The organism is Candidatus Enterococcus courvalinii (assembly GCF_017315945.1).
Classification (GTDB): Bacteria; Bacillota; Bacilli; order Lactobacillales; family Enterococcaceae; genus Enterococcus_B; species Enterococcus_B courvalinii.
Map to the genome: position 1 here is coordinate 1 of NZ_JAFLWI010000020.1, position 21,879 is coordinate 21,879.

Consider the following 21,879-nt stretch of genomic DNA (forward strand, 5'->3'; position numbering starts at 1 on the left):
GTAGGTTCAAATCCTGCTCCCGCAATTAAAAATTTAAAAACTATTGGTTCCGTGGTGTAGGGGTTAACATGCCTGCCTGTCACGCAGGAGATCGCGGGTTCGATTCCCGTCGGAACCGCCACGCGGGTGTAGTTTAGTGGTAAAACCACAGCCTTCCAAGCTGTTGTCGCGAGTTCGATTCTCGTCACCCGCTTAGTTTTAAATTTTTATGGGCCTATAGCTCAGCTGGTTAGAGCGCACGCCTGATAAGCGTGAGGTCGATGGTTCGAGTCCATTTAGGCCCATTATTTCTTACTGGCCCGTTGGTCAAGCGGTTAAGACACCGCCCTTTCACGGCGGTAACACGGGTTCGAATCCCGTACGGGTCATCAAAAGATACTTTGTAAAAGTATCTTTTTTTTCTTTTTTCGAAAGAATGATTTCAAAAAAACTTAGCAGAGTTATCTTACAAGATAGCTGTGCTAAGTTTTTTATTTATATATGTAGAAAAATGTTTTATTGTTGAGCCATTCTGTATGTAATTATCATTTTTTGATGAAAAATTTTTGAAAAAGCGAGCTAAAATCTACTTTATCTGCTATACTGATTTCGTTGCAAGTTCCCGAGAGGATCCGTACGAACGGAGATGCCTTGTAACCGAATTTAACTAGGGGGAATCACCATGACAGAAAGACATTTATTTACCTCAGAATCCGTTTCTGAAGGGCATCCGGATAAAGTTGCTGACCAAATCAGTGATGCAATTTTAGATGCAATTTTAGCACAAGATCCAATGGCACGTGTTGCTTGCGAAACATCCGTAACAACCGGGTTAGTTTTAGTATTTGGAGAAATTTCGACCACTGCTTATGTAGATATTCAAAAAGTTGTACGAGAAACAATTAAAGAAATTGGTTATACTCGTGCAAAATTTGGCTTTGATGGAGATACCGTGGCCGTCTTAGCAGCGATTGATGAACAGTCACCAGATATTGCTCAAGGTGTAAATGAAGCGTTAGAAATTCGTGAAGAAGATCAAAAAGATTTATTAGATGAAATTGGTGCAGGTGACCAAGGACTTATGTTTGGGTTTGCGGTTGATGAAACACCAGAATTGATGCCTTTACCAATTGCTTTAAGCCATCGTCTAGTTCGCCGTCTTGCAGAATTACGTAAATCAAATGAATTAACTTATTTACGTCCAGATGCTAAATCACAAGTTACCGTAGAGTACGGAGAAGATGGACAGCCTGAACGAGTTGACACAATCGTGATTTCGACGCAACATGATGATGCAGTAGATAACGAAACAATTCATAAAGATGTAATTGAAAAAGTTATTAAGGAAGTTATTCCAGCTGAGTTATTAGATGATAAGACTAAATACTATATCAATCCTACTGGTCGTTTTGTTATCGGGGGTCCTCAAGGGGATGCCGGTTTAACAGGAAGAAAAATCATCGTTGATACTTATGGTGGTTATGCTCGCCATGGTGGCGGTGCATTTTCTGGGAAAGATGCAACAAAAGTTGACCGTTCTGCAAGCTATGCTGCACGTTATATTGCAAAGAATATTGTTGCTGCTGGTTTTGCAAGAAAAGTTGAAGTTCAATTAGCTTATGCGATTGGTGTTGCACAGCCTGTATCGATTTCAATCAATACTTTCGGTACAGGAACAGTATCAGAAGATGATTTAATTGCAGCAGTACGAGAAAACTTTGACCTTCGTCCAGCTGGTATTATCGAGATGCTTGACCTGCGTCGTCCAATTTATAAACAAACAGCTGCCTATGGGCACTTTGGGCGTACGGATGTTGATTTACCTTGGGAACGTACAGATAAAGTAGAAGCATTGAAAGCAACTTTAAGTAAGTAATAAAAAATGCTGGAACGATTATCTTTAAGATAGTCGTTCTGCTTTTTTTTATGGTCTTATTCACTAAATTATCTGAGATTATTCTTGTTTAAATCGATTTTTTTGACAATTGAATATGGGGAGGAAAAAAATGAAAAAAGAAACAAACGTAACGTTAGTAACAATAGGCGTATTTATTGCTACATTTATGACGGCGATTGAAGGAACGATTGTAACAACAGCAATGCCAACAATCGTTGGTTCACTACATGGAATGGAAATAATGAACTGGGTATTTTCAATTTATTTATTAACAAATGCGATGTTGACACCAATTTATGGAAAATTAGCTGATAAAATTGGCCGAAAACCAATTTTTATTTTTGGTACGTTACTTTTTATTATTGGTTCTTTGTTCTGTGGGTTATCTCAAACAATGATTGGATTGATTGCAGCCCGTGCACTACAAGGGATGGGTGCTGGAGCAATGATGCCTGTGGCTTTGACCATTATAGGTGATTTATATTCAATAGAAAAACGTGCAAAAGTATTAGGATTAAATAGTTCTGCATGGGGAATCGCTAGTGTGTTTGGTCCCCTGGCTGGTGGTTTTATTGTTGATACGATTAGCTGGCACTGGATTTTCTTCATCAATGTGCCAATTGGTATCGGACTGATGATATTGATTTGGATTTATTTAAATGAGCCAGCGATTGAACGTGAAGCAAAACCAATGGATATTTTGGGAAGTTTGAGCTTGATGGCAACATTAGTTACATTATTACTTGGATTTCAATTATTAGGTGATCAAGGATTTACGACTTTTGTTATTAGTTTATTAATAGTTAGTGTTTTGCTCTTTTTCCTTTTTATTTGGGCAGAAAAACGTGCAAAAGATCCTGTTATTATGTTGGAATTATTTAAGAATCCATTGTTTGTGATTGTCAATTTAGCAGCAGCTTTAGCGAGTGGTTTTTTGATGGGAATTGATGTGTATATTCCAATGTGGATGCAAGGTGTTCTTGGACTGAATGCTGCGGTAGGTGGATTAGTTTTAGCACCACTTTCACTTGTTTGGATGGTAGGATCATTTTTAGCGAGTCGATGGATGTCACAAATGTCGACTCATTGGGTGTTACGAATTGGATTGTTGATTACAACTATTGGTGGAATGTGGTTATACTTGATGCCTTTTGCAAGCAATTTTTTATGGTTCTTTGCAATTTCAACGATTATCGGTGTCGGATTGGGAATCACGATGACTACCTCAACTGTTAGCGCACAAAATAGCGTTCCACATGAGCAATTAGGCGTGGCAACTTCATTTAATACACTAGTGCGAACGATTGGTCAAACAGTGATGGTGGCAGTATTTGGGTTGCTAATGAATGCAGTTACTCAGAGAGAATTAGCAGCTAAACAACTAACTGATGATGCTGATATTATGAATAAATTAGTGAATCCACAGACTGCCAAGCAAATTGATGCTACATTATTAGTTCCATTAAGAGAAATTTTATATGATGGATTACACAGTGTTTACTTTGCTGGTTTGCTTCTAGTCGTTCTTGCACTAGCTTTAACATTCTTTGTACGCATTAAAAGTGGTAAAATAATAGAAAGTTAAAGAAGGTAGGCGAAAAAGTTGGCATTTATCCAAGCAAATATTTATTCCAATATATTAGAAATGGAAGTTAATCTAAATGTTATTCTTCCACAGAAAACGAATAAAGTAATTGGCACAAGCACACAACAAGAGATTACGGACGTCCCAATGTTGTATTTATTACATGGGATGGGTGGTAACCATAGTGTCTGGGAGCGTCGATCATCTATTGAACGTTATGCCGCAGATTATGGTTTAGCTGTGATTATGCCGTCAACAGATTTAGGTTGGTATACAGATACGACATATGACATGAATTATTGGACATTTATTTCAGAAGAACTACCGGCTATTTGTCACGAATTATTTCCACAATTGACAACAACAAGAGAGAAAACATATGCTGCCGGGTTATCGATGGGCGGCTATGGCGCATTAAAATTGGGTTTAGCTAAACCCGAAAATTTTGCAGCAGTGATTTCATTATCTGGAGCTGTTTCTGTTGGCAATCGCATGGATGATTTATTAAAGATTCGAAAGCAGTCTTTTTGGGAAGGGATCTTTGGACCAGTAGATCAAATTGAAGGTTCAATAAATGATCCAAGATTTTTACTGGATAATCTAGTTGCTAGTGGTAAACAAGCACCACGAATCTTTTTGGCTTGTGGGGAATCTGATTTTTTATTTACTGCTAATCAGGAGATGGCTGAGGCAATCAAAGAAAATGGCTTAGCTGTTACATTTGAACATGGACCAGGTGAGCATAACTGGATTTTTTGGGATGAATGGATCCAACGTGCTTTCGGTTGGCTATTTGAAGGAGAATAAAAAAGTAAGTTAGCGATGTGATACCCTACATTGCTGACTTACTTTTTTTTATAAAGTTTTGCTATATTCAAGACCAGTTAGGTAAATGGTCACATTGTTGAGAAATTCTTGTTTATTATCGGCCGTACGATGAGCATGGATATCATCACTTAATCCAGTTAACTGATGTTCTTGGACATAAGTACGCATATATAAAACAGATTCTTTTAATAGCTCATTACCATTCATTATTTCATATCGTAGTTTTTGTTCTTGTTGATAGTCCATTAATTGACCAATTAACAAATTATGCAAAGCTGTGATTGCTTGGTGGCTTTGTTGTAATGAAAAGTTTTGATTGATGAGCAATTGAATCATCGTTTCTAAATGCTCCAGTCGACTAGGAAATGCTGGAACAGTATGAATTTCGATTTCAGCAGCACAAGGAAACTGAGAATAAAGATCATAATAGTTTTCCATAAATTGTAAAAGCTGTTGTTTCCATGGCATGCAGGTATTGGGAACGACTAACGTATCTTCAATTGTTTCGGCCATTTTTTGTAAGAGTTGTTGTTTATTTTTGAAATACCAATAAAGTGCAGGTGCTTGAACGTCCATTTTTTTTGCTAGATTACGCATAGAAAGAGCAGATAGCTCTTTTTTTTCTGCTAAAATTGCAAAGGCATTTTGGATAATAATTTTTTGGGAAAGCTTAGGTTCCATTTAATCGACCTCTTGTATTGCATTATTTTTTTAAACATGGTAAATTGTTATGCGGTCTTATTTTACAGTGTTAAAGAGAGGCTGTCAATTTAACTAAAGGGGTGTAGATAACACATGAATCTAATTTTAAGACATGCGAAGAAGTATAAAATGGCTGTCTTTATTTCATTGGTTTCAGTAGGTATTATGGTTGCAGCTACGTTATGGCAACCAAAACTATTACAACAAGTACTTGAAGCTATTATTACAGAAGATAACGATGAAATGAAAACAATTGGTGTCTATCTGATTGGTTTAGCTGTATTAGGTTTGCTTGCAGGCGTGACGAATACGATTTTTTCTGCCAGAGTAGCGCAAGGTGTAAGTGCGGATATTCGGGAAGAGGCGTTTCGAAAAATCCAAACATTTTCGTTTGGGAATATTGAACAGTTTTCTGCAGGAAACTTAGTTGTTCGTTTGACAAATGATATCACGCAAATTCAAAATTTAGTGATGATTTCTTTACAATCACTTTTCAGAATTCCATTTTTATTTATTGGTGCATTTATTTTAGCGATGATGACAATGCCTCAATTGTGGTGGATCATTGTTGCATTGATTGTTGCAGTTGTCATCATTACCGGACTTTCTTTTACAAGAATGGGAAAACACTTTATGATCATTCAACAATTGATCGATAAAGTGAACAGCATTGCGAAGGAAAATCTCATGGGGATTCGTGTAGTTAAATCTTTTGTACAGGAAAAGAACCAGCTAAAAACATTTACCAAAGTGAGCGATGAATTAACTGAACACAACATTATTGTAGGAACTTTATTTTCAGTCATGATTCCTTCCTTTATGTTAGCAGCTAATTTAGCAGTGGTCGGTGCGATTTTCTTTGTGAGTGATTTGGCGAAAGATGACCCTACTTTAATTGGTGGGATTGCTTCATTTATGAATTATTTGATGCAAATTATGATGGCAATCATTATTGGCGGTATGATGATGATGATGACTTCAAGAGCTGCTGTTTCACTTAAACGAATCAAAGAAATCTTGGATACAGAACCTGATTTAACTTATCTGGATGTACCTGAACAAGAATTAACGGGTTCTGTAACGTTTGACCATGTGTCTTTCCGTTACCCTGGTGATGATGAAGATACCTTAAAAGATATCAGCTTTATGATTGAACCTGGAGAAATGATTGGGATTGTCGGGGCAACGGGGGCAGGTAAGTCAACGTTAGCACAGTTGATTCCAAGACTATTTGATCCAACAGAAGGAACAGTTGAAGTTGGTGGCGTTGATTTGAAAACGGTGAATGAGAAAAGTTTACGTAAAACAGTTTCCTTTGTTTTACAAAAAGCCATTCTCTTTTCTGGAACAATTGCCCAAAATTTGCGCCAAGGAAAAGAAGATGCAACAGAAAAAGATATGGAACGTGCATCTAAAATTGCGCAAGCACAAGAATTTATCAGTAAATTAGCAGAGAGCTATGAAGCACCTGTTGAGGAGAGAAGTAGCAATTTTTCTGGGGGACAAAAGCAACGTTTATCTATTGCACGTGGCGTAATTGGTGATCCTAAAATTTTGATTTTGGATGACAGTACTAGTGCCTTGGATGCTCGTTCAGAAAAATTAGTTCGTGAAGCATTGAATCACGAATTGAAAGAAACGACGACAATCGTTATTGCACAAAAAATTGCCTCTGTAGTTAAGGCGAATCGTATTCTAGTATTAGATGAAGGTCGTTTAGTGGGGGAAGGTACACATGAAGAATTGGTTGCAACTAATCAAGTGTATCAAGAAATCTTTGAAACACAAAAAGGAATGGAGGAGTAATCAATGACTGATTTAATTAAAGCAAGTAAATTTTTCTATCATTATTTGAAACGTTATAAATTCTCCTTTTTCTTTATCTTTGTGACAGTGATTATTGCTACTTACTTACAAGTAAAGGCGCCACAATTTGTTGGGGAAGCTTTTCAGGAATTAGCAAATTATGTGACAGGATTAATGCAAGGCGTTGATGATAAGAGTAAATTCATTGATATTATTTGGAAATTGTTGATTTTCTATGTTTTAGCTAGTGCTGCAAACTTTATTTATAGTATTTTGTTTACGCAAGTAGTTGGAAAATCAACGAATAGAATGCGTATTGGTTTGTTTAATAAACTTGAAAAATTGACAATTCGCTTCTTTGATTCTCATCAAGATGGTGAAATCTTAAGCCGTTTTACAAGTGATTTGGATAATATCCAAAATAGTTTGAACCAAGCACTGCTTCAAGTTATTACGAATGCGGTGTTGATGGTTGGGATTTTAATCATGATGTTTCGTCAAAATGTGGAGTTGGCCTGGGCAACGATTGCTTCCACGCCAGTTGCCATCTTGATTGCTGTATTTATCATTCAAAAAGCGCGAAAATATGTCGATTTACAGCAAGATGAAGTTGGTAAGTTGAATGGTTATATGGATGAGAAAATCAGTGGACAACGAGTAATCATTACCAATGGCTTACAAGAAGAAACAATTGATGGTTTTCTGGAACATAACCAAACAGTCCGTAAAGCAACCTACAAAGGTCAAGTGTATTCCGGTTTACTATTTCCAATGATGCAAGGAATGTCATTGGTCAACACGGCAATCGTTATTTTCTTTGGTGGATGGTTAGCTTTGAATGGTGATTTGGAACGTTCTGTTGCATTAGGATTAGTCGTAACTTTTGTTCAATATTCACAACAATATTATCAACCATTGATGCAAATTTCTTCTGGTTACAGCATGATCCAATTAGCAATTACTGGTGCGAGAAGATTAAATGAAATGTTTGATGAACCAGAAGAAGTTAAGCCAGTTGATGGGAAAGCATTTGACGGTGTGGAACAAGAATTAGCCTTAAAACACGTTGATTTTGGCTACAAACCTGATAATTTAGTTTTGAAAGATGTTTCGATTAAGGTGAACAAAGGCGAAATGGTAGCTCTAGTTGGCCCAACTGGTTCTGGTAAGACAACAATCATGAATTTGTTGAATCGTTTTTATGACGTCAATGAAGGTGCTGTCATGATTGATGGTACAGACATTCGTGAGTTTGATTTAGATATGTTACGTAAACATGTAGGGATCGTGTTGCAGGAATCTGTATTATTTTCTGGAACGATTCGCGATAATATTACGTTTGGTAAACCAGAAGCAACAGATGAAGAAGTCGTCAATGCGGCGAAACAAGCCAACATTCATGACTTTATCATGTCACTAGAAAAAGGATACGAAACGGAAGTCTCAGAAGAAAATAATTTGTTTAGTACGGGACAGAAACAATTGATTAGTATTGCACGGACGATTATTACGGAACCAAGTTTGTTGATTTTGGATGAAGCAACAAGTAATGTTGATACGGTTACAGAAGCAAGAATCCAAAAAGCGATGGATGAAGCAATCAAAGGACGGACAAGTTTTGTTATCGCACATCGCCTCAAAACAATTTTGAATGCCGATCGCATTGTTGTTTTACGCGATGGGGTAGTAATTGAAGAAGGAAACCACCATGAGTTACTAGCGGAAGATGGCTTCTATGCCGAACTTTACCATAATCAATTTGTATTTGAATAAAAATTGGTGAAAGGCCGACTATTTTGACAACGAGAGATTCTACAAAAAGAGAGTCCAGCTATTTTTAGCTGAACTCTCTTTTTTTCTTCTTTTTCTCAATACAATAAAGGATGGGTGGCTGATTTTTTTGATTGATAAATTGATAAGTTAAAACATTGTATTGTTCCTGTGGCAATTGTTGGCAAAATTCTTGAACCATATCCAGCTCATTTTCTCCACCTGCATGTCCGTAGTAAACAACTAAAATCAATCGACCTTTCGGAACTAGCCGTGCTAAGATTTCTTCCATTGCTTGCTTGGTTGTTTGTGGCAAAGTAATAATTTCTTTGTCGCTTTGTGGAAGATAACCCAAATTGAAAATTCCTGCTTTGATTGGTTGACCAATTGGAATGACTTGACCAAGCGTTTCATGTCCTTGTAAAAATAAAGTAGTGCGCTCTGTCAGATTCGTTTCTTTCAATTTTTCTTGGGTGGCATCCATTGCTTTTTGTTGGATGTCGAAGCTATAGACATGCCCTGTTTTACCAATCAGCTCAGCCATAAAAACAGTATCGTGACCATTTCCCATTGTAGCGTCAACCACTTGATCACCGGGTTGTAAGACTTCTTTTAATAAAGTATGGCTAAAATGAAGTGCTGTTTGTAGCATCTATATGAGCTCCTTTGTTCGAATGTTGAATTTTCCTTGGTAGCTATCACGACGAATTAATTCTTCATCAATTGCATTCAAAACTTCCCATTTTTTCAAGCTCCACATTGGTCCAATTAGAGAATCCCACGGCGCATCACCAGTTAAACGATGAATAATGATTTCTTGAGGAATCATTTCCAATTGATCACAGATCACATGAACATAGTCTTGCTGACTCATTAGTTGAAGTCGACCTTCATGATAATCACGAAGCATACGTGTTTTGCGCATCAAGTGCATGAGATGTAGTTTGATTCCTTGAATGTCGGAATCTAGGATTGTTCGGCGAACGTTTTCACGCATCATTTCTAAAGATTCTCCAGGTAAGCCATTGATTAGGTGAGTGCATACGCGAATGTTGTGTTTACGTAGTTTACTTACGCCATCTAAATAAGTTTGATAGTCGTGTGCGCGATTGATTGAAGTCGAAGTTTCTTCAAAAGTTGTTTGTAGGCCAAGCTCAACCCAAAGATAGAGCCGAGTATTTAATTCAGCTAGATAGTCCACCACTTCATCTGGCAAACAATCTGGACGTGTACCAATTGAAAGTCCAACAACGCCAGGAAGATTGATGACTTGTTCAAAGCGTTCTCGAATCACTTCAACAGGTGCATGTGTATTAGTGAAATTTTGAAAATAAACGATATATTGTTGTACATGTGGCCATTTTTGATGCATCATATCAATCTCTTTATGAAATTGAATAGGTAGTGGATCTTCAGGCGCAACAATCATGTCTCCCGATCCAGAAACACTACAAAAAGTACAACCACCATGAGCTACCGTACCGTCACGGTTGGGGCAATCGAAGCCACCGTCGATAGGCACTTTGAAAATTTTACCACCAAATTCATTACGCAAAGCATAATTCCATGAATGGTAACGTTTATTTCCTTCTGCATAAGGAAATTCCATTTAAATTCCTTCTTTCTTTTCCTTCGTTAGGTAATTGATTCCTTATTTTTTAAATAAATCGGATAAGTGTAGCATAACCAAGTTAATCCTAATAAGTAACCACCTAAAACATCACTTGGGAAGTGTACGCCCAAATAAATTCGACTAATACCAACACTTAAAATAATCAATCCTAAGAGAAATTGCAACAACAATCGTACTGTTTTGTTGTTTATCAAATGAGACAATAAGAAAATCAATGTACCATACAGAATCATGCTCCCTGTCGAATGTCCACTAGGAAAGCTGTAACTTGACTCACTAACTAAGTGAGGTAAGGTAGGGCGATCACGCATAAAAAATAATTTAATCAATGGATTGGTGATTCCGGCAATCAAAATGAAATTAGTTGTTAACCAAATTAGTTCGATATGTTTCTTTTTGATCCACAAGAAAAAAATCAAGCAAACAAAAATAGAAATGACAGTTAACGGATTTCCTAATTTTGTCACCATCATTTGATAAGTGTTCCACTGTGGTAAGGGTGCTCGAATAATTGAAGTAAAAAATTGATCGAAGCCATGAAGCTGCGATAAATGAAATTTTACAAAATAACTAAGAGTCAAGAAAAGTATAAGAAAAATACTCGCTGTAACTCGAAATGACGCGTTTTGTTTCATAAAGTTCCTCCTTCGTATACTGAAATCATTATAGCATTTTTTTAATTGCTAGATTTTTTGTTCAAAGAAATCAAATGAAAAAATGATGAGTTTTCGATGATAACGACCGGCGTAATGTTGACGAAAAGATTTGGTAATATTTCTGAAATAAAAATTGACGTTCTTCAAAAATCTTGATTTTATGCAATGCATAGCTATCAAGGCTTTGGCAAAACTAGTTGATTAGGTGTTACATAAAATTACATACAGATTACAAAGGATAACAAAGGGTTTAAAGAACTTTTAATGTAGTTTAAGAAAAGTTATACTTATAGTAACTGAAAAATGGATGCGGAGGATAGAAAATGGAGAAGGCAACGATTGGAAGAAAAGAGCGGAGACGCCAAGAAGAAAAGAAACGTTTTCGAAATGCAAAACGTGGAGTAGCAGCAGTTGGTACGGCAATGGTTGGTTGTTCTGTTGCGGCACCGTTGATCCAACCAGTTCCTGTAGCAGCAAATGAGCTACCTGCTCAGGTTGGTGCGAGAATCAATACTTCAGCATTTATCGCAGAAATCTCGACTTATGCGCAACCTATTGCACAAGCAAATGACTTATATGCTTCGGTTATGATTGCACAAGCAGTTGTTGAGAGTGGCTGGGGAAGTAGTGCGTTGTCACAGTCGCCTTATCACAATTTATTTGGAATCAAAGGCAGTTACCAAGGGCAAACTGTTTATATGAATACATTAGAATATTTAAACAATAAATGGGTGACAAAAAAAGAACCTTTCCGTCATTACCCATCTTTTGCAGAATCATTTAGTGATAATGCTTATGTATTGCGCAATACTTCTTTTGGCAATGGCTATTATTATGCTGGTACTTGGAAAAGCAATACTAAGTCTTATACGGAAGCAACTTCAGCATTAACTGGTCGTTACGCGACAGATCCAACTTACTCAACAAAATTAAATAATATTATCGTAACTTATGGATTAACCAAATACGATACGCCTGCAACTGGTAATGCGGGTGGGGGTGCTACAACTGGTTCAGGTGGTGGTTTGAATACAGGAACAGGCTCGAATAATTCTGTGACGAACCCAACTGATAATGGTTCTACAACAGCAACATATACTGTTAAATCAGGCGATTCTGTCTGGGGTATTGCGAATGCGCATGGGATTACAATGAATCAATTGATCCAATGGAACAATATTAAAAATAATTTTGTCTACCCAGGTCAACGTTTAACGATCAAAGGGGAACAATCAACTGGCTCATCAACCAATAATTCTGGAAGCAATACAAATTCTTCGGGTAATAGTAATCCAACAAATACCCAACCTAGTAATGGTTCGAAATATACCGTTAAATCGGGTGATTCTGTTTGGGGCATCGCAAATGCACATGGGATTACAATGAATCAATTGATCCAATGGAACAATATTAAAAATAATTTTGTCTATCCAGGTCAACAATTAGTTGTTTCTAATAGCGCAACGACAAATCCAGGTTCATCAAACTCAAATACAAATCAAAATCAATCATCTAATACAGGTAATGCAGGTACAGCGACAACTGGTTCTTATACAGTCAAAGCTGGTGACTCTGTCTGGGGCGTGGCAAATGCCCATGGAATCACAATGGCACAACTTGTTCAATGGAATAAAATCTCGAATAACTTCATTTATCCAGGTCAAAAACTGATCGTGAAGAACGGGACATCAAGTAGTGCAACAACTAATAATGCTACTACGAACAATAGTAATTCAGCTAACGCTTCAACAGGAGCAACTACTTCTTCTACTTACACGGTGAAAGCAGGCGAATCTGTTTGGGGTGTGGCAAATAAAAATAATATTACAATGGCCCAATTGATTGAATGGAATAATATCCAAAATAACTTCATTTATCCAGGACAAAAATTGATTATCAAGGGCGGTTCTGCTGCATCAACTAATTCAGCAAGTGGGAATACAACAGCTACTACTGGAAATAACGCAGCAAATACAACTACTCCTTCAAATAATGCGAAACCAACGACAAGCACAAGTACCAGTGGAGATACGCTGTACACGGTGAAGGCAGGCGAATCTGTTTGGGGTGTAGCAAATAAAAATAATATTACAATGGAACAATTCATTGAGTGGAACAACATTAAAAACAATTTCATTTATCCGGGTCAGAAAGTCATTGTGAAAAAAGGGTCAGCACAAACAACAGCACCTACTACTAACTCTGGGACTAAGAAGTACACAGTAAAAGCTGGTGAGTCTGTTTGGAGCGTTGCCAATGATCACAATCTTTCAATGGCGCAATTCATTGAGTGGAATAATATTAAAGATAATTTCATTTATCCAGGTCAGAGTGTGGTAGTTGCAAAATAAATCTGAAAATTTTGTCAAATACTATTTGAACTTGCTGAAGATATTTGTTACTATGAATCTACTTAAATAAACAACACTTGAAAAGGAATTAGTAAAAAGTTGGAAGTTTTAGAGAGCACATGGTTGGTGAGAATGTGCACGGACGCTTTTGAACTCGCCTTTGAGTTGCCTTTGCTGAACATAAAAGTAAGCAGTGGCGGTGACGACCGTTACAACGTTTGAGGCCTATTTCCAATGGAAAAGGTAAACATTAGGTGGTACCACGTAGATTACGTCCTATAAAAAGAGCAATCTTTTTATAGGATTTTTTTGTTTTTTATCGGTAGAACGAAAAAACAATGACGAAAGTAACTTGCTTTCAACGAAAAAAATGCAGGGGGACAGAAAATGAGTTATAACCATAAAGAAATTGAAAAAAAATGGCAAAAATATTGGGCGAAAAATCACACATTTAATACCCAAGATGATCCACAGAAACCAAAATTTTACGCACTAGATATGTTTCCGTATCCATCTGGTCAAGGATTACATGTGGGACATCCAGAAGGATACACAGCAACAGATATTCTTTCACGGGTAAAACGTAGTCAAGGTTTTAATGTGTTACATCCAATGGGGTGGGATGCATTTGGACTTCCAGCAGAGCAATACGCATTAGATACTGGAAATGATCCTGCAGAATTCACGAAGAAAAATATTGAAACATTCCGTCGTCAAATCAATTCTTTAGGCTTTAGTTATGACTGGAATCGAGAAGTGAATACCACAGATCCAGAGTATTACAAATGGACACAATGGATCTTTACGAAATTATATGAAAAAGGGTTAGCTTATGAAGCAGAAGTTGCTGTGAACTGGGTTCCAGAACTAGGAACAGTGATTTCGAACGAAGAAGTTATTGATGGAAAGAGCGAACGTGGTGGCTTTGATGTTGTACGCAAACCGATGCGTCAATGGATGTTGAAAATTACTGCATATGCGGATCGTTTATTAGACGATTTGGAAACCGTTGATTGGCCAGAAAGCATTAAAGAAATGCAAAGAAACTGGATTGGTCGCTCAGTTGGGGCGAATGTAGAGTTTAAAGTAGCTGGAACAGATAAATCTTATACAGTTTTCACTACTCGTCCGGATACATTATTTGGAACAACTTATTCGGTTTTAGCGCCAGAATTAGATTTGGTTCGTGAAATCACGACACCAGAACAAAAAGCAGCAGTTGAAGCGTATATTGAAGAAACGGCAAAAAAATCTGATTTGAAGCGAACAGATCTTGCCAAAGAAAAAACAGGAGTATTTACTGGTGCATATGCGATCAATCCAGTGAACGGAAAAGAAATTCCAATCTGGATTGCCGACTATGTACTTGCTTCTTATGGAACAGGTGCGATTATGGCTGTTCCTGCGCATGATGAGCGTGACTATGAATTTGCCAAAGCGTTTGATTTACCAATCCAACCAGTTATTGAAGGTGGCAATCTTTCAAAAGCAGCACATACGGAAGATGGTTCACATATCAATTCTGAGTTTTTAGATGGTTTGAATACAGAAGAAGCCATTGCTAAAATGAACAGTTGGCTTGAAGAAAATGGTTTTGGTAAAAAAGAAGTTAGCTACCGTTTACGTGACTGGTTGTTCTCACGTCAACGCTATTGGGGAGAACCAATTCCAATCATTCATTGGGAAGACGGCACAGTAACTGCCTTGCCAGAAGAAGAATTACCATTACGTTTGCCAATCACAGATAATATTAAACCAAGTGGTACTGGGGAATCGCCATTGGCAAATATCACGGATTGGGTCAATGTCGTTGACCCAGAAACAGGTAAAAAAGGACGTCGTGAAACAAATACGATGCCACAATGGGCCGGTAGTTCTTGGTATTACCTACGCTACATTGATCCACATAATAAAAAAGAATTAGCAAACTATGAAAAACTAGAACGCTGGATGCCCGTGGATATCTACGTGGGTGGTGCTGAACATGCAGTACTACATTTATTATATGTTCGTTTCTGGCATAAATTCTTGTATGATATTGGCGTTGTTCCAACAAAAGAACCATTCCAAAAATTATATAATCAAGGGATGATTTTAGGCGAAAACAATGAGAAAATGTCAAAATCACGCGGCAATGTTGTAAATCCAGATGACGTAGTTGAAGCTTATGGTGCGGATACATTACGTATGTATGAAATGTTCATGGGACCTTTAGATGCTTCGATTGCATGGAGCGAAAACGGATTAGAAGGTAGCCGTAAATTCTTGGATCGTGTATGGCGCCTGATTGTGGACGAAAACAATAAAATGCGTGATCGTATCACAACCATCAATGACGGTAAGCTTGCAAAAGTTTACAACCAGACAGTGAAAAAAGTAACAGAAGATTATGCAAGTATGCACTTCAACACAGCTATTTCTCAATTAATGGTTTTTGTGAACGAAGCTTATAAAGCCGATGCATTGCCTTACGAGTATGTTGAAGGATTTGTTCAATTGTTAGCTCCTGTTGCGCCACACTTGGGCGAAGAACTTTGGTCAATTTTAGGAAACGAAGATGGTATTTCTTACGTACCTTGGCCAACATATGATGAAGCTGCGTTAGTTGAAGATGAAATCGAAGTTGTTTTCCAAGTCAATGGAAAGGTTCGTTCTAAAGCAAATATTGCACGTGACTTAGGCAAAGATGAACTTGAAAAAGTAGCTTTGGCAGATGAAGCAATCCAAGAACAAATTGCTGGAAAAACAGTTCGTAAAGTAATTGCTGTCCCAAATAAATTAGTTAACATTGTTGCAAACTAAGCTTATTATTGAAAACATTAAGAATAAAATCTGGGACAAAAATTAAGATCTAGTTATTCTAAATACAATTTCAATTTAAGAACCGTCTAAAATCAACGTTTTCAAAAACGAATTTTAGGCGGTTTTTTTTATTTTATCTTCATTTTTTGGACTAACTAATAGATTGACTGAAAAAAATCAGTGTGGATTTACCAGTTCAAGTTGGCGAAGACAAAACAATGACCAGCTTCCTGTTTCATTGTTTTATCTCTATATTTAAATTACGTTTTCGAAAAGAAATATCATTGATGCTAAGAAGAATAACTATCTAAAATAGGTGTTATAGTCATTTTTTATAACGAATGGAAAAAATTGTTTCTTTCTTACAAGCAGTGTTAAGATTTAAGAAGAATAAAATATAAAGGGATGAAAGATATGAAAAAAATCATCATCTTTGGTGATAGTATTGCTGCAGGACTTTTTCAAGGAGAGGTTGCACAAACCTTAGACCACTATCTTTTACGGACACTGGAATTTTCAGGATATTCGGATTTTGTGATCAGTAATTTAGGTCAAAGAGGCGATTCGACAGAAAGTGGCTTAGAACGTCTAGTAACGATGGATACTCAAACATTGCAATCTGACTATACAGTGATAATTCTTGGTATTAATGATGCGATTAACATTCGAACCAATCAATTGGAGTATCAAAGAAATCTTGAAAAGATCATCAACTATTTTTCTGGCAGTAAGGTTATTCTAGTAGGGCCTAGCTATGTAGATGAAGCAATCAAACAACAAACCGATCCTAAAGTATTAGTTGAGTATGTTCAACTGTCACAAGAAATAGCTGAAAGAATGTCGGTCGAATTTATTGATTGTTACCATCAAGAAACCTCTTTTGAGGAACCCAATTTATTTATACAAGAAGATGGTCTACATCCTTCTAAATTAGGTTATCATTTCTTAAGCTCGTTGATTGCTCAAATCATAATGAGTCAAGAAACGCAGTTATAATCTCTTTATTCGTTAATCTGATGCATCATTGCTACAAACTGATTGAGACAAGGTTCTCAGTCAATTTTACAAGTGCGCAAAATAGTTTCAATAATAGAGCCTCCTTTCATAGACTAAAAGTGGTTAGTACTCATATTTTAGATTGAAAGGAGGTTTTTCATGCAGTTAAGCAAAAAACTAATGGACATTTATTGGATAACTACAGGCTTTTTCAAGTGAAGGAAATAGTTAGAAGGAATCACTCCTTGTTAATTGATCGAGATGCTATAATTTAGTAAAAAGGAGTAAATGATATGAAATTCACAGAGAATATTGAAGCTTATTTACAAAAGAAACGAGCGGAAAAAAGTGGGAAAATTCGTAAAAGAAATCAAAAAACAAATAGGAGAAAGAAGCAAGCAGGATAGGGGAAAATGGCGGATTCTGGATATGGTGGGCTGAATAAAGTAAATAAAATCGATTTAAAAGATTTTTTAGCCGCTGAACAACAAAATATCGAAGAGCGAGTAAAAAAATCTAAAAAATAAATGGACTTACATAAAAATGGACTGCGATTTTCTTCGCAGTCCATTTGCATTATTTTGCAATAATAAAATAAATGTGTACAGGCATAAATAAAAAATTAAAGTTGTTTATCTTCGATGAGTCGCTTCACGATAGCATAATCGCCTTCGTAAAGGACATCTTCGCCATTGATTTTTTGATAAGGATCAACGCCTTTTCCGGCAATGACTACGGAATCTTCAGCTGTACTTGCAGCCAAAGCCTGCTCAATCGCAGTTGGACGATCCATTTCATAATGAATAAGCAACGCTTCATTCGTGATTGCCTCAGCAATTTCATCGGCAATTTTTTGAGGATCTTCAAAAGCTGGATCGTCGGCAGTTAAAAAAACAACATCTGCTGTTTCTGACAAGACGCTTCCAAAGTCATGACGTCGAGAAATAGCTTTGTTTCCGGGACTGCCTAAGACAACAATGACGCGTCCTTTAGGATGTTCGCTTTTGGCAAATTCTAATAAGGTTTTTAAACTTAAATAATTATGGGCATAGTCGACATAGACATGCGCGCCGTTGTGTTGAACTAGCTGATCCATTCGCCCAGGAACGCGAGCCGCTTTTAAGCCAGTTTGCGCATCTTCGATTGAAGCACCAGTCAAAGCAGCTGCAATGATTGCACTAGCCGCATTTTCTTGATTAAATCCACCAGCCAGTAAAATATCATATTCCGCTTCAATGGGTAAGTGACCTTGATTACTTGTCAAAGTAAATGGATGACCAGAGCCAGCTAGACTGGTGACTTGATAAGTTGTTTCAGGCGAACGCCCATATACGATTGCAGGTATGTGGTAAAGGTCAGCAGTTTCTTTCAGTAGCTTGAAATAATCACTTTCATGATTCAAGACAACTGTTTTAGAGTTTAAAATCAATTGACGTTTACAGTAAAAGTAATCATCAAACGTTGGATGTTCGATTGGGCTAATGTGGTCGGGTGAAATGTTTAAGAAAATGCCGACATCTAATGTTAGTCCATAGACACGCTGTGTTTTATAAGCCTGAGAAGAAACTTCCATCACTAAATGAGTCATCCCATTCGTGACTGCTTCAGCCATCATACGATATAAATCCAAAGATTCTGGTGTAGTTAAATGAGATTTGAAATAAGTTTGTCCATCTAACGTTGTATTCATTGTTGAAAGTAAGGCAGTTTTATTATTTGTCGTGTGGTCTAAAATTGCTTTGGTGAAATAAGCTGCTGTTGTTTTTCCTTTAGTCCCAGTATAACCAATGACCTGTAGTTTTTGTTGTGGGTAGTCATAGAAGGCCATCGCTAAGATCGCCATCGCTTTACGAATGTCCGTAACAATGATGCCCACAGCAGATACTTCATAAGGTTGTTCAGCGACATAATAAGCGAGTCCTTGTGAAACAGCAGATTGTAAATACGCTTCTTTAAAGTTCAAACCTTTACAAAAAAACAAAGTTGATTCATCTACTTGACGAGAATCATAACTAATATTTTCAAATGAAAAATTAGTTGGCGCAGTTAAATGCCAGCCTTGATCGGAAACAAATTCTTTTAATAAATTTTCTTTTAGTAACAATTCACGGATATCTTCTAAGGAGAAGCTCATTGATCGATCCCTCGCTTCGTTGAAATTTCTAACTAATTATAGCATAGCATGAAATGTTTTTCTTTAATGCAGGGTTCTTTTTAGGAAAATCACTTAGGTTCAACCCGCCTAAGAAAATTACCCATGTTTTGGTAGTGAGGACAGGAAGGACTAGAAAATTCATTTGAAAAAGAAACCGAATTCAAAAAAAGCACATCTTCACAGAAAAACCATAGAAAAGAGATTGCCAGTTTCTTGTTTTACAATTAAAATAATAGTAATGTTTTGAAGAAAGTTGGAATAATTGAGATGAATAATCAAAGAGGACCGACAGAAAAAGTTTTAACAGCTCAAGAAAAAATGGCTCGAGGCTCTGCTTGGATGACAACAAGTAATATCCTTTCGCGTTTATTGGGTGCAATTTATATTATTCCGTGGTATGCCTGGATGGGTGAAAATGCCAAAGCAGCAAATGGTTTGTTTAATATGGGCTATAATATTTATGCATTGTTTTTATTGATTTCAACAGCTGGGATTCCAGCGGCGATTGCTAAACAAACAGCTCGTTATAATTCATTGAATGAATATGGTACTTCTCGCCGACTTTTCTTCCGTGCGTTACAAATGATGGGGATTTTAGGCATTATTTTTGCAGCATTTATGTATCTTGCCTCACCGTGGCTTGCTCATGCTTCTGGTGGCGGAGATGAATTGATCCCAACGATGCGTTCATTGAGTATTGCTGTATTAGTATTTCCATGTATGAGTGTGATTCGTGGGTATTTCCAAGGAAATCAAGACATGATGCCTTATGCACTTTCACAAATTGTTGAACAAGTTGCACGAATTTTTTACATGTTATTGATGACGTTTATCATCATGAAGATGACTACAGGCGATTACGTGGCTGCAGTCACTCAGTCAACATTTGCGGCATTTATCGGAATGTTAGTTAGCATTGTCGTTCTACTTTATTATTTACGAAAACAACAACCTCTGATGACTCAGCAGATTGAACACAGCAATAATCAAGTGAATGTAGCAACTAGAAAATTATTATTGGATACCATGAAAGAAGCCATTCCATTTATCATTGTTGGATCAGGAGTAACGATTTTCAAATTGGTTGACCAGTTTACGTTTATTCGAATCATGTCTGCAACGACGGAATATTCAAAAGCTCAGTTACTCGATCTATTTTCTATTTTTAGCGCAAATCCAGACAAATTAACGATGGTAGTCATTGCTTTAGCAACATCGATTGCGGCGACAGGCTTACCGTTGATTACAGAAGCAGTCACATTGAAAGACCGTCCTGGGTTAGCTAAGCTGACTAGTGGGAATCTACAGCTATTTTCTTTTGTCATGTTTCCTGCTACAGCGGGCGTGATGCTGTTAGCTTATCCACTGAATACACTTTTTTACACGCCAGATGTATTGGGTAGTAAAGTGTTGGTCCAAGCAAGTTTTGTAGGTTTATTTTTAGGTTTGTATATGTTGATTTCTAATATGTTGCAAGGAATGTTTGAAAATCGCGCAGCTATTCATTATTTGTTGATCGGCTTTATCGTGAAATTAATTTTACAGTATCCTGCAATTAGAATCTTTCAAGTTTACGGACCGTTACTAGCAACCATGATTGGTTTTGCTGTTTCTTGTATCTTGATTCTCCGAAAAATGCACCAAGTTGTACGTTTTCGAGTTGGTTTTGTTTGGCGAAGAACGTTGCTGATTTTTATCATGACGCTATTGATGTTGTTAGCAGCTGGATTAACAAAGCAGCTTTTAAGTTTATTCTTAAACCAAGATAGTAAATTTGAATCATTGATATTAGTCGTCAGTGTGGCTGGTGTTGGTGCAGTAGTTTATGGCTATTTAGCATTAAAAATTCGCTTGGCGGAGAAATTATTGGGCAGCAGTATGGTCCGATTACGTTATCGCTTACGAATCAAATAAAAAGAAAGAAGAGGAAGTTGCGACAAACGTCAATAGACTGTTGTTGCAAGTTCCTTTCTTTATAGAAAGTAGGAAAACGCGTGCGTTTAGACAAATTTTTAGCAGATGTAGGGCTAGGCAGCCGAAAGGAAGTCAAAGGGCTAATCAAAAAGGGCCAAGTGACCGTTAATGATAAAGTAATCAAAAGTGATAAGTTTCAGGTAAAAGAACTCACGGATGAAATTGCTTATTTAGATGAAAAACTTACTTATCAAAAAAACTTTTATTATCTTTTAAATAAACCTGCAGGTGTAGTTTCTGCAACACAAGATAACTATGATGAAACTGTGTTAGATTTGTTGAATGACTTTGATTATCGTGAAGACCTGTTTCCAGTAGGAAGGCTAGATAAGGATACAGAAGGCTTACTACTCATAACCAATGATGGTGCTTTAGCCCATCGATTATTGTCGCCAAAGAAACATGTTGAAAAAGAATATTTTGCAAAAGTAGCTGGTGTGATGACAGCAGAAGACATTCAAGCTTTTTCAAAAGGATTAGTCATCAGTCAAGGGGAAGAAACCTTACCTGCTGTTTTAATGATTGATGCAGTGAATGAAGTAGAACAGACATCAGAAATCCGTCTGATTCTTCATGAAGGAAAATTTCATCAGGTAAAACGAATGGTGAAAGCAGTTGGAAAAGAAGTCACTTATCTCAAAAGAATCCGAATGGGAAATGTTGTGTTGCCTGCAGACTTAGCACTAGGTGAGTATCGAGAATTGACAGTAGAAGAATTAGTAAAAATCCAAGAAAAGTAAATACT

General features: G+C 36.9%; 15 protein-coding genes, 4 tRNA genes, 1 riboswitch and 1 other annotated feature. Of the genes, 14 read left to right on the top strand and 5 right to left on the bottom strand.

The window, feature by feature from the left end:
* Positions 1-45 precede the first annotated feature (45 nt).
* The 7 genes from JZO71_RS11340 (at position 46) to JZO71_RS11370 (ending at position 4,268) form a co-directional block, all read left to right on the top strand.
* Positions 46-121, top strand: a tRNA-Asp gene (locus JZO71_RS11340).
* A gap of 1 nt (position 122) precedes the next feature.
* Positions 123-193 (top strand) — tRNA-Gly (locus JZO71_RS11345).
* 17 nt (positions 194-210) lie between these two features.
* Positions 211-284, top strand: a tRNA-Ile gene (locus JZO71_RS11350).
* Between the two features lie 12 nt (positions 285-296).
* Positions 297-368, top strand: a tRNA-Glu gene (locus JZO71_RS11355).
* Between the two features lie 218 nt (positions 369-586).
* A riboswitch (SMK box riboswitch) is annotated at positions 587-664 on the top strand.
* Positions 662-1,855 (top strand): methionine adenosyltransferase, encoded by a 1,194-nt coding sequence (gene metK / locus JZO71_RS11360; RefSeq protein WP_206899718.1) that lies wholly within the window; start codon positions 662-664, stop codon positions 1,853-1,855. Its footprint overlaps the riboswitch before it by 3 nt.
* A gap of 130 nt (positions 1,856-1,985) precedes the next feature.
* The gene (locus tag JZO71_RS11365) at positions 1,986-3,461 is read left to right on the top strand and encodes an MDR family MFS transporter (RefSeq protein ID WP_206899720.1); all 1,476 of its coding nucleotides are present in this window, start codon (positions 1,986-1,988) and stop codon (positions 3,459-3,461) included.
* Between the two features lie 18 nt (positions 3,462-3,479).
* Positions 3,480-4,268, top strand: a complete 789-nt coding sequence (locus tag JZO71_RS11370; protein WP_206899722.1) for an alpha/beta hydrolase — start codon at positions 3,480-3,482, stop codon at positions 4,266-4,268.
* A 48-nt stretch (positions 4,269-4,316) separates the two neighbouring features.
* Here the strand turns inward: JZO71_RS11370 and JZO71_RS11375 are convergent, their stop codons facing one another.
* On the bottom strand, positions 4,317-4,970 hold the full coding sequence (locus JZO71_RS11375; RefSeq protein WP_206899724.1) for a TetR family transcriptional regulator: 654 nt from the start codon (positions 4,968-4,970) through the stop codon (positions 4,317-4,319).
* Positions 4,971-5,084: 114 nt separating this feature from the next.
* On the opposite strand from JZO71_RS11375, the gene JZO71_RS11380 reads away from it, so the two are divergent.
* Positions 5,085-6,797, top strand: coding sequence for an ABC transporter ATP-binding protein (locus JZO71_RS11380; protein WP_206899726.1), 1,713 nt, complete (start codon positions 5,085-5,087; stop codon positions 6,795-6,797).
* 3 nt (positions 6,798-6,800) lie between these two features.
* Positions 6,801-8,570 carry an ABC transporter ATP-binding protein gene (locus JZO71_RS11385; protein WP_206899727.1) on the top strand — a complete coding sequence of 590 codons (1,770 nt, stop codon included), beginning with the start codon at positions 6,801-6,803 and terminating at the stop codon, positions 8,568-8,570.
* A gap of 64 nt (positions 8,571-8,634) precedes the next feature.
* On the opposite strand, the gene mnmM is transcribed toward JZO71_RS11385, so the two are convergent.
* Genes mnmM through JZO71_RS11400 form a run of 3 tightly spaced genes read right to left on the bottom strand, consistent with a single transcriptional unit; the run spans position 8,635 to position 10,835 of the window.
* On the bottom strand, positions 8,635-9,219 hold the full coding sequence (gene mnmM / locus JZO71_RS11390; RefSeq protein ID WP_206899729.1) for a tRNA 5-(aminomethyl)-2-thiouridylate-methyltransferase MnmM: 585 nt from the start codon (positions 9,217-9,219) through the stop codon (positions 8,635-8,637).
* Entirely contained in the window at positions 9,220-10,176 is a 957-nt protein-coding gene (gene mnmL / locus JZO71_RS11395; RefSeq protein ID WP_206899731.1) for a tRNA modification radical SAM protein MnmL/YtqA, read from the bottom strand. It abuts the gene before it with no gap.
* Between the two features lie 26 nt (positions 10,177-10,202).
* The gene (locus tag JZO71_RS11400) at positions 10,203-10,835 is read right to left on the bottom strand and encodes a phosphatase PAP2 family protein (RefSeq protein WP_206899733.1); all 633 of its coding nucleotides are present in this window, start codon (positions 10,833-10,835) and stop codon (positions 10,203-10,205) included.
* A 344-nt stretch (positions 10,836-11,179) separates the two neighbouring features.
* Between JZO71_RS11400 and JZO71_RS11405 the strand changes: the two genes are divergently transcribed.
* The 3 genes from JZO71_RS11405 to JZO71_RS11415 all read left to right on the top strand — a co-directional run bounded on the left by JZO71_RS11405 (position 11,180) and on the right by JZO71_RS11415 (position 17,005).
* Positions 11,180-13,207, top strand: a complete 2,028-nt coding sequence (locus tag JZO71_RS11405; RefSeq protein WP_206899734.1) for a LysM peptidoglycan-binding domain-containing protein — start codon at positions 11,180-11,182, stop codon at positions 13,205-13,207.
* A 69-nt stretch (positions 13,208-13,276) separates the two neighbouring features.
* Positions 13,277-13,489 (top strand) — a binding site (T-box leader).
* A 105-nt stretch (positions 13,490-13,594) separates the two neighbouring features.
* Entirely contained in the window at positions 13,595-16,009 is a 2,415-nt protein-coding gene (gene leuS / locus JZO71_RS11410) for a leucine--tRNA ligase (protein ID WP_206899743.1), read from the top strand.
* Between the two features lie 414 nt (positions 16,010-16,423).
* Positions 16,424-17,005, top strand: coding sequence for an SGNH/GDSL hydrolase family protein (locus JZO71_RS11415; protein ID WP_206899745.1), 582 nt, complete (start codon positions 16,424-16,426; stop codon positions 17,003-17,005).
* 622 nt (positions 17,006-17,627) lie between these two features.
* Here the strand turns inward: JZO71_RS11415 and JZO71_RS11420 are convergent.
* A complete protein-coding gene (locus JZO71_RS11420; RefSeq protein ID WP_206899747.1) occupies positions 17,628-19,139 on the bottom strand; it encodes a UDP-N-acetylmuramoyl-L-alanyl-D-glutamate--L-lysine ligase in 1,512 nt (503 codons plus the stop codon).
* Positions 19,140-19,427: 288 nt separating this feature from the next.
* Here JZO71_RS11420 and JZO71_RS11425 point away from each other — a divergent pair, with 288 nt between their 5' ends.
* Both JZO71_RS11425 and JZO71_RS11430 read left to right on the top strand, forming a co-directional pair.
* Positions 19,428-21,074, top strand: a complete 1,647-nt coding sequence (locus JZO71_RS11425) for a putative polysaccharide biosynthesis protein (protein ID WP_206899749.1) — start codon at positions 19,428-19,430, stop codon at positions 21,072-21,074.
* An 80-nt stretch (positions 21,075-21,154) separates the two neighbouring features.
* Entirely contained in the window at positions 21,155-21,874 is a 720-nt protein-coding gene (locus JZO71_RS11430) for a pseudouridine synthase (protein WP_206899751.1), read from the top strand.
* Positions 21,875-21,879: the final 5 nt, after the last annotated feature.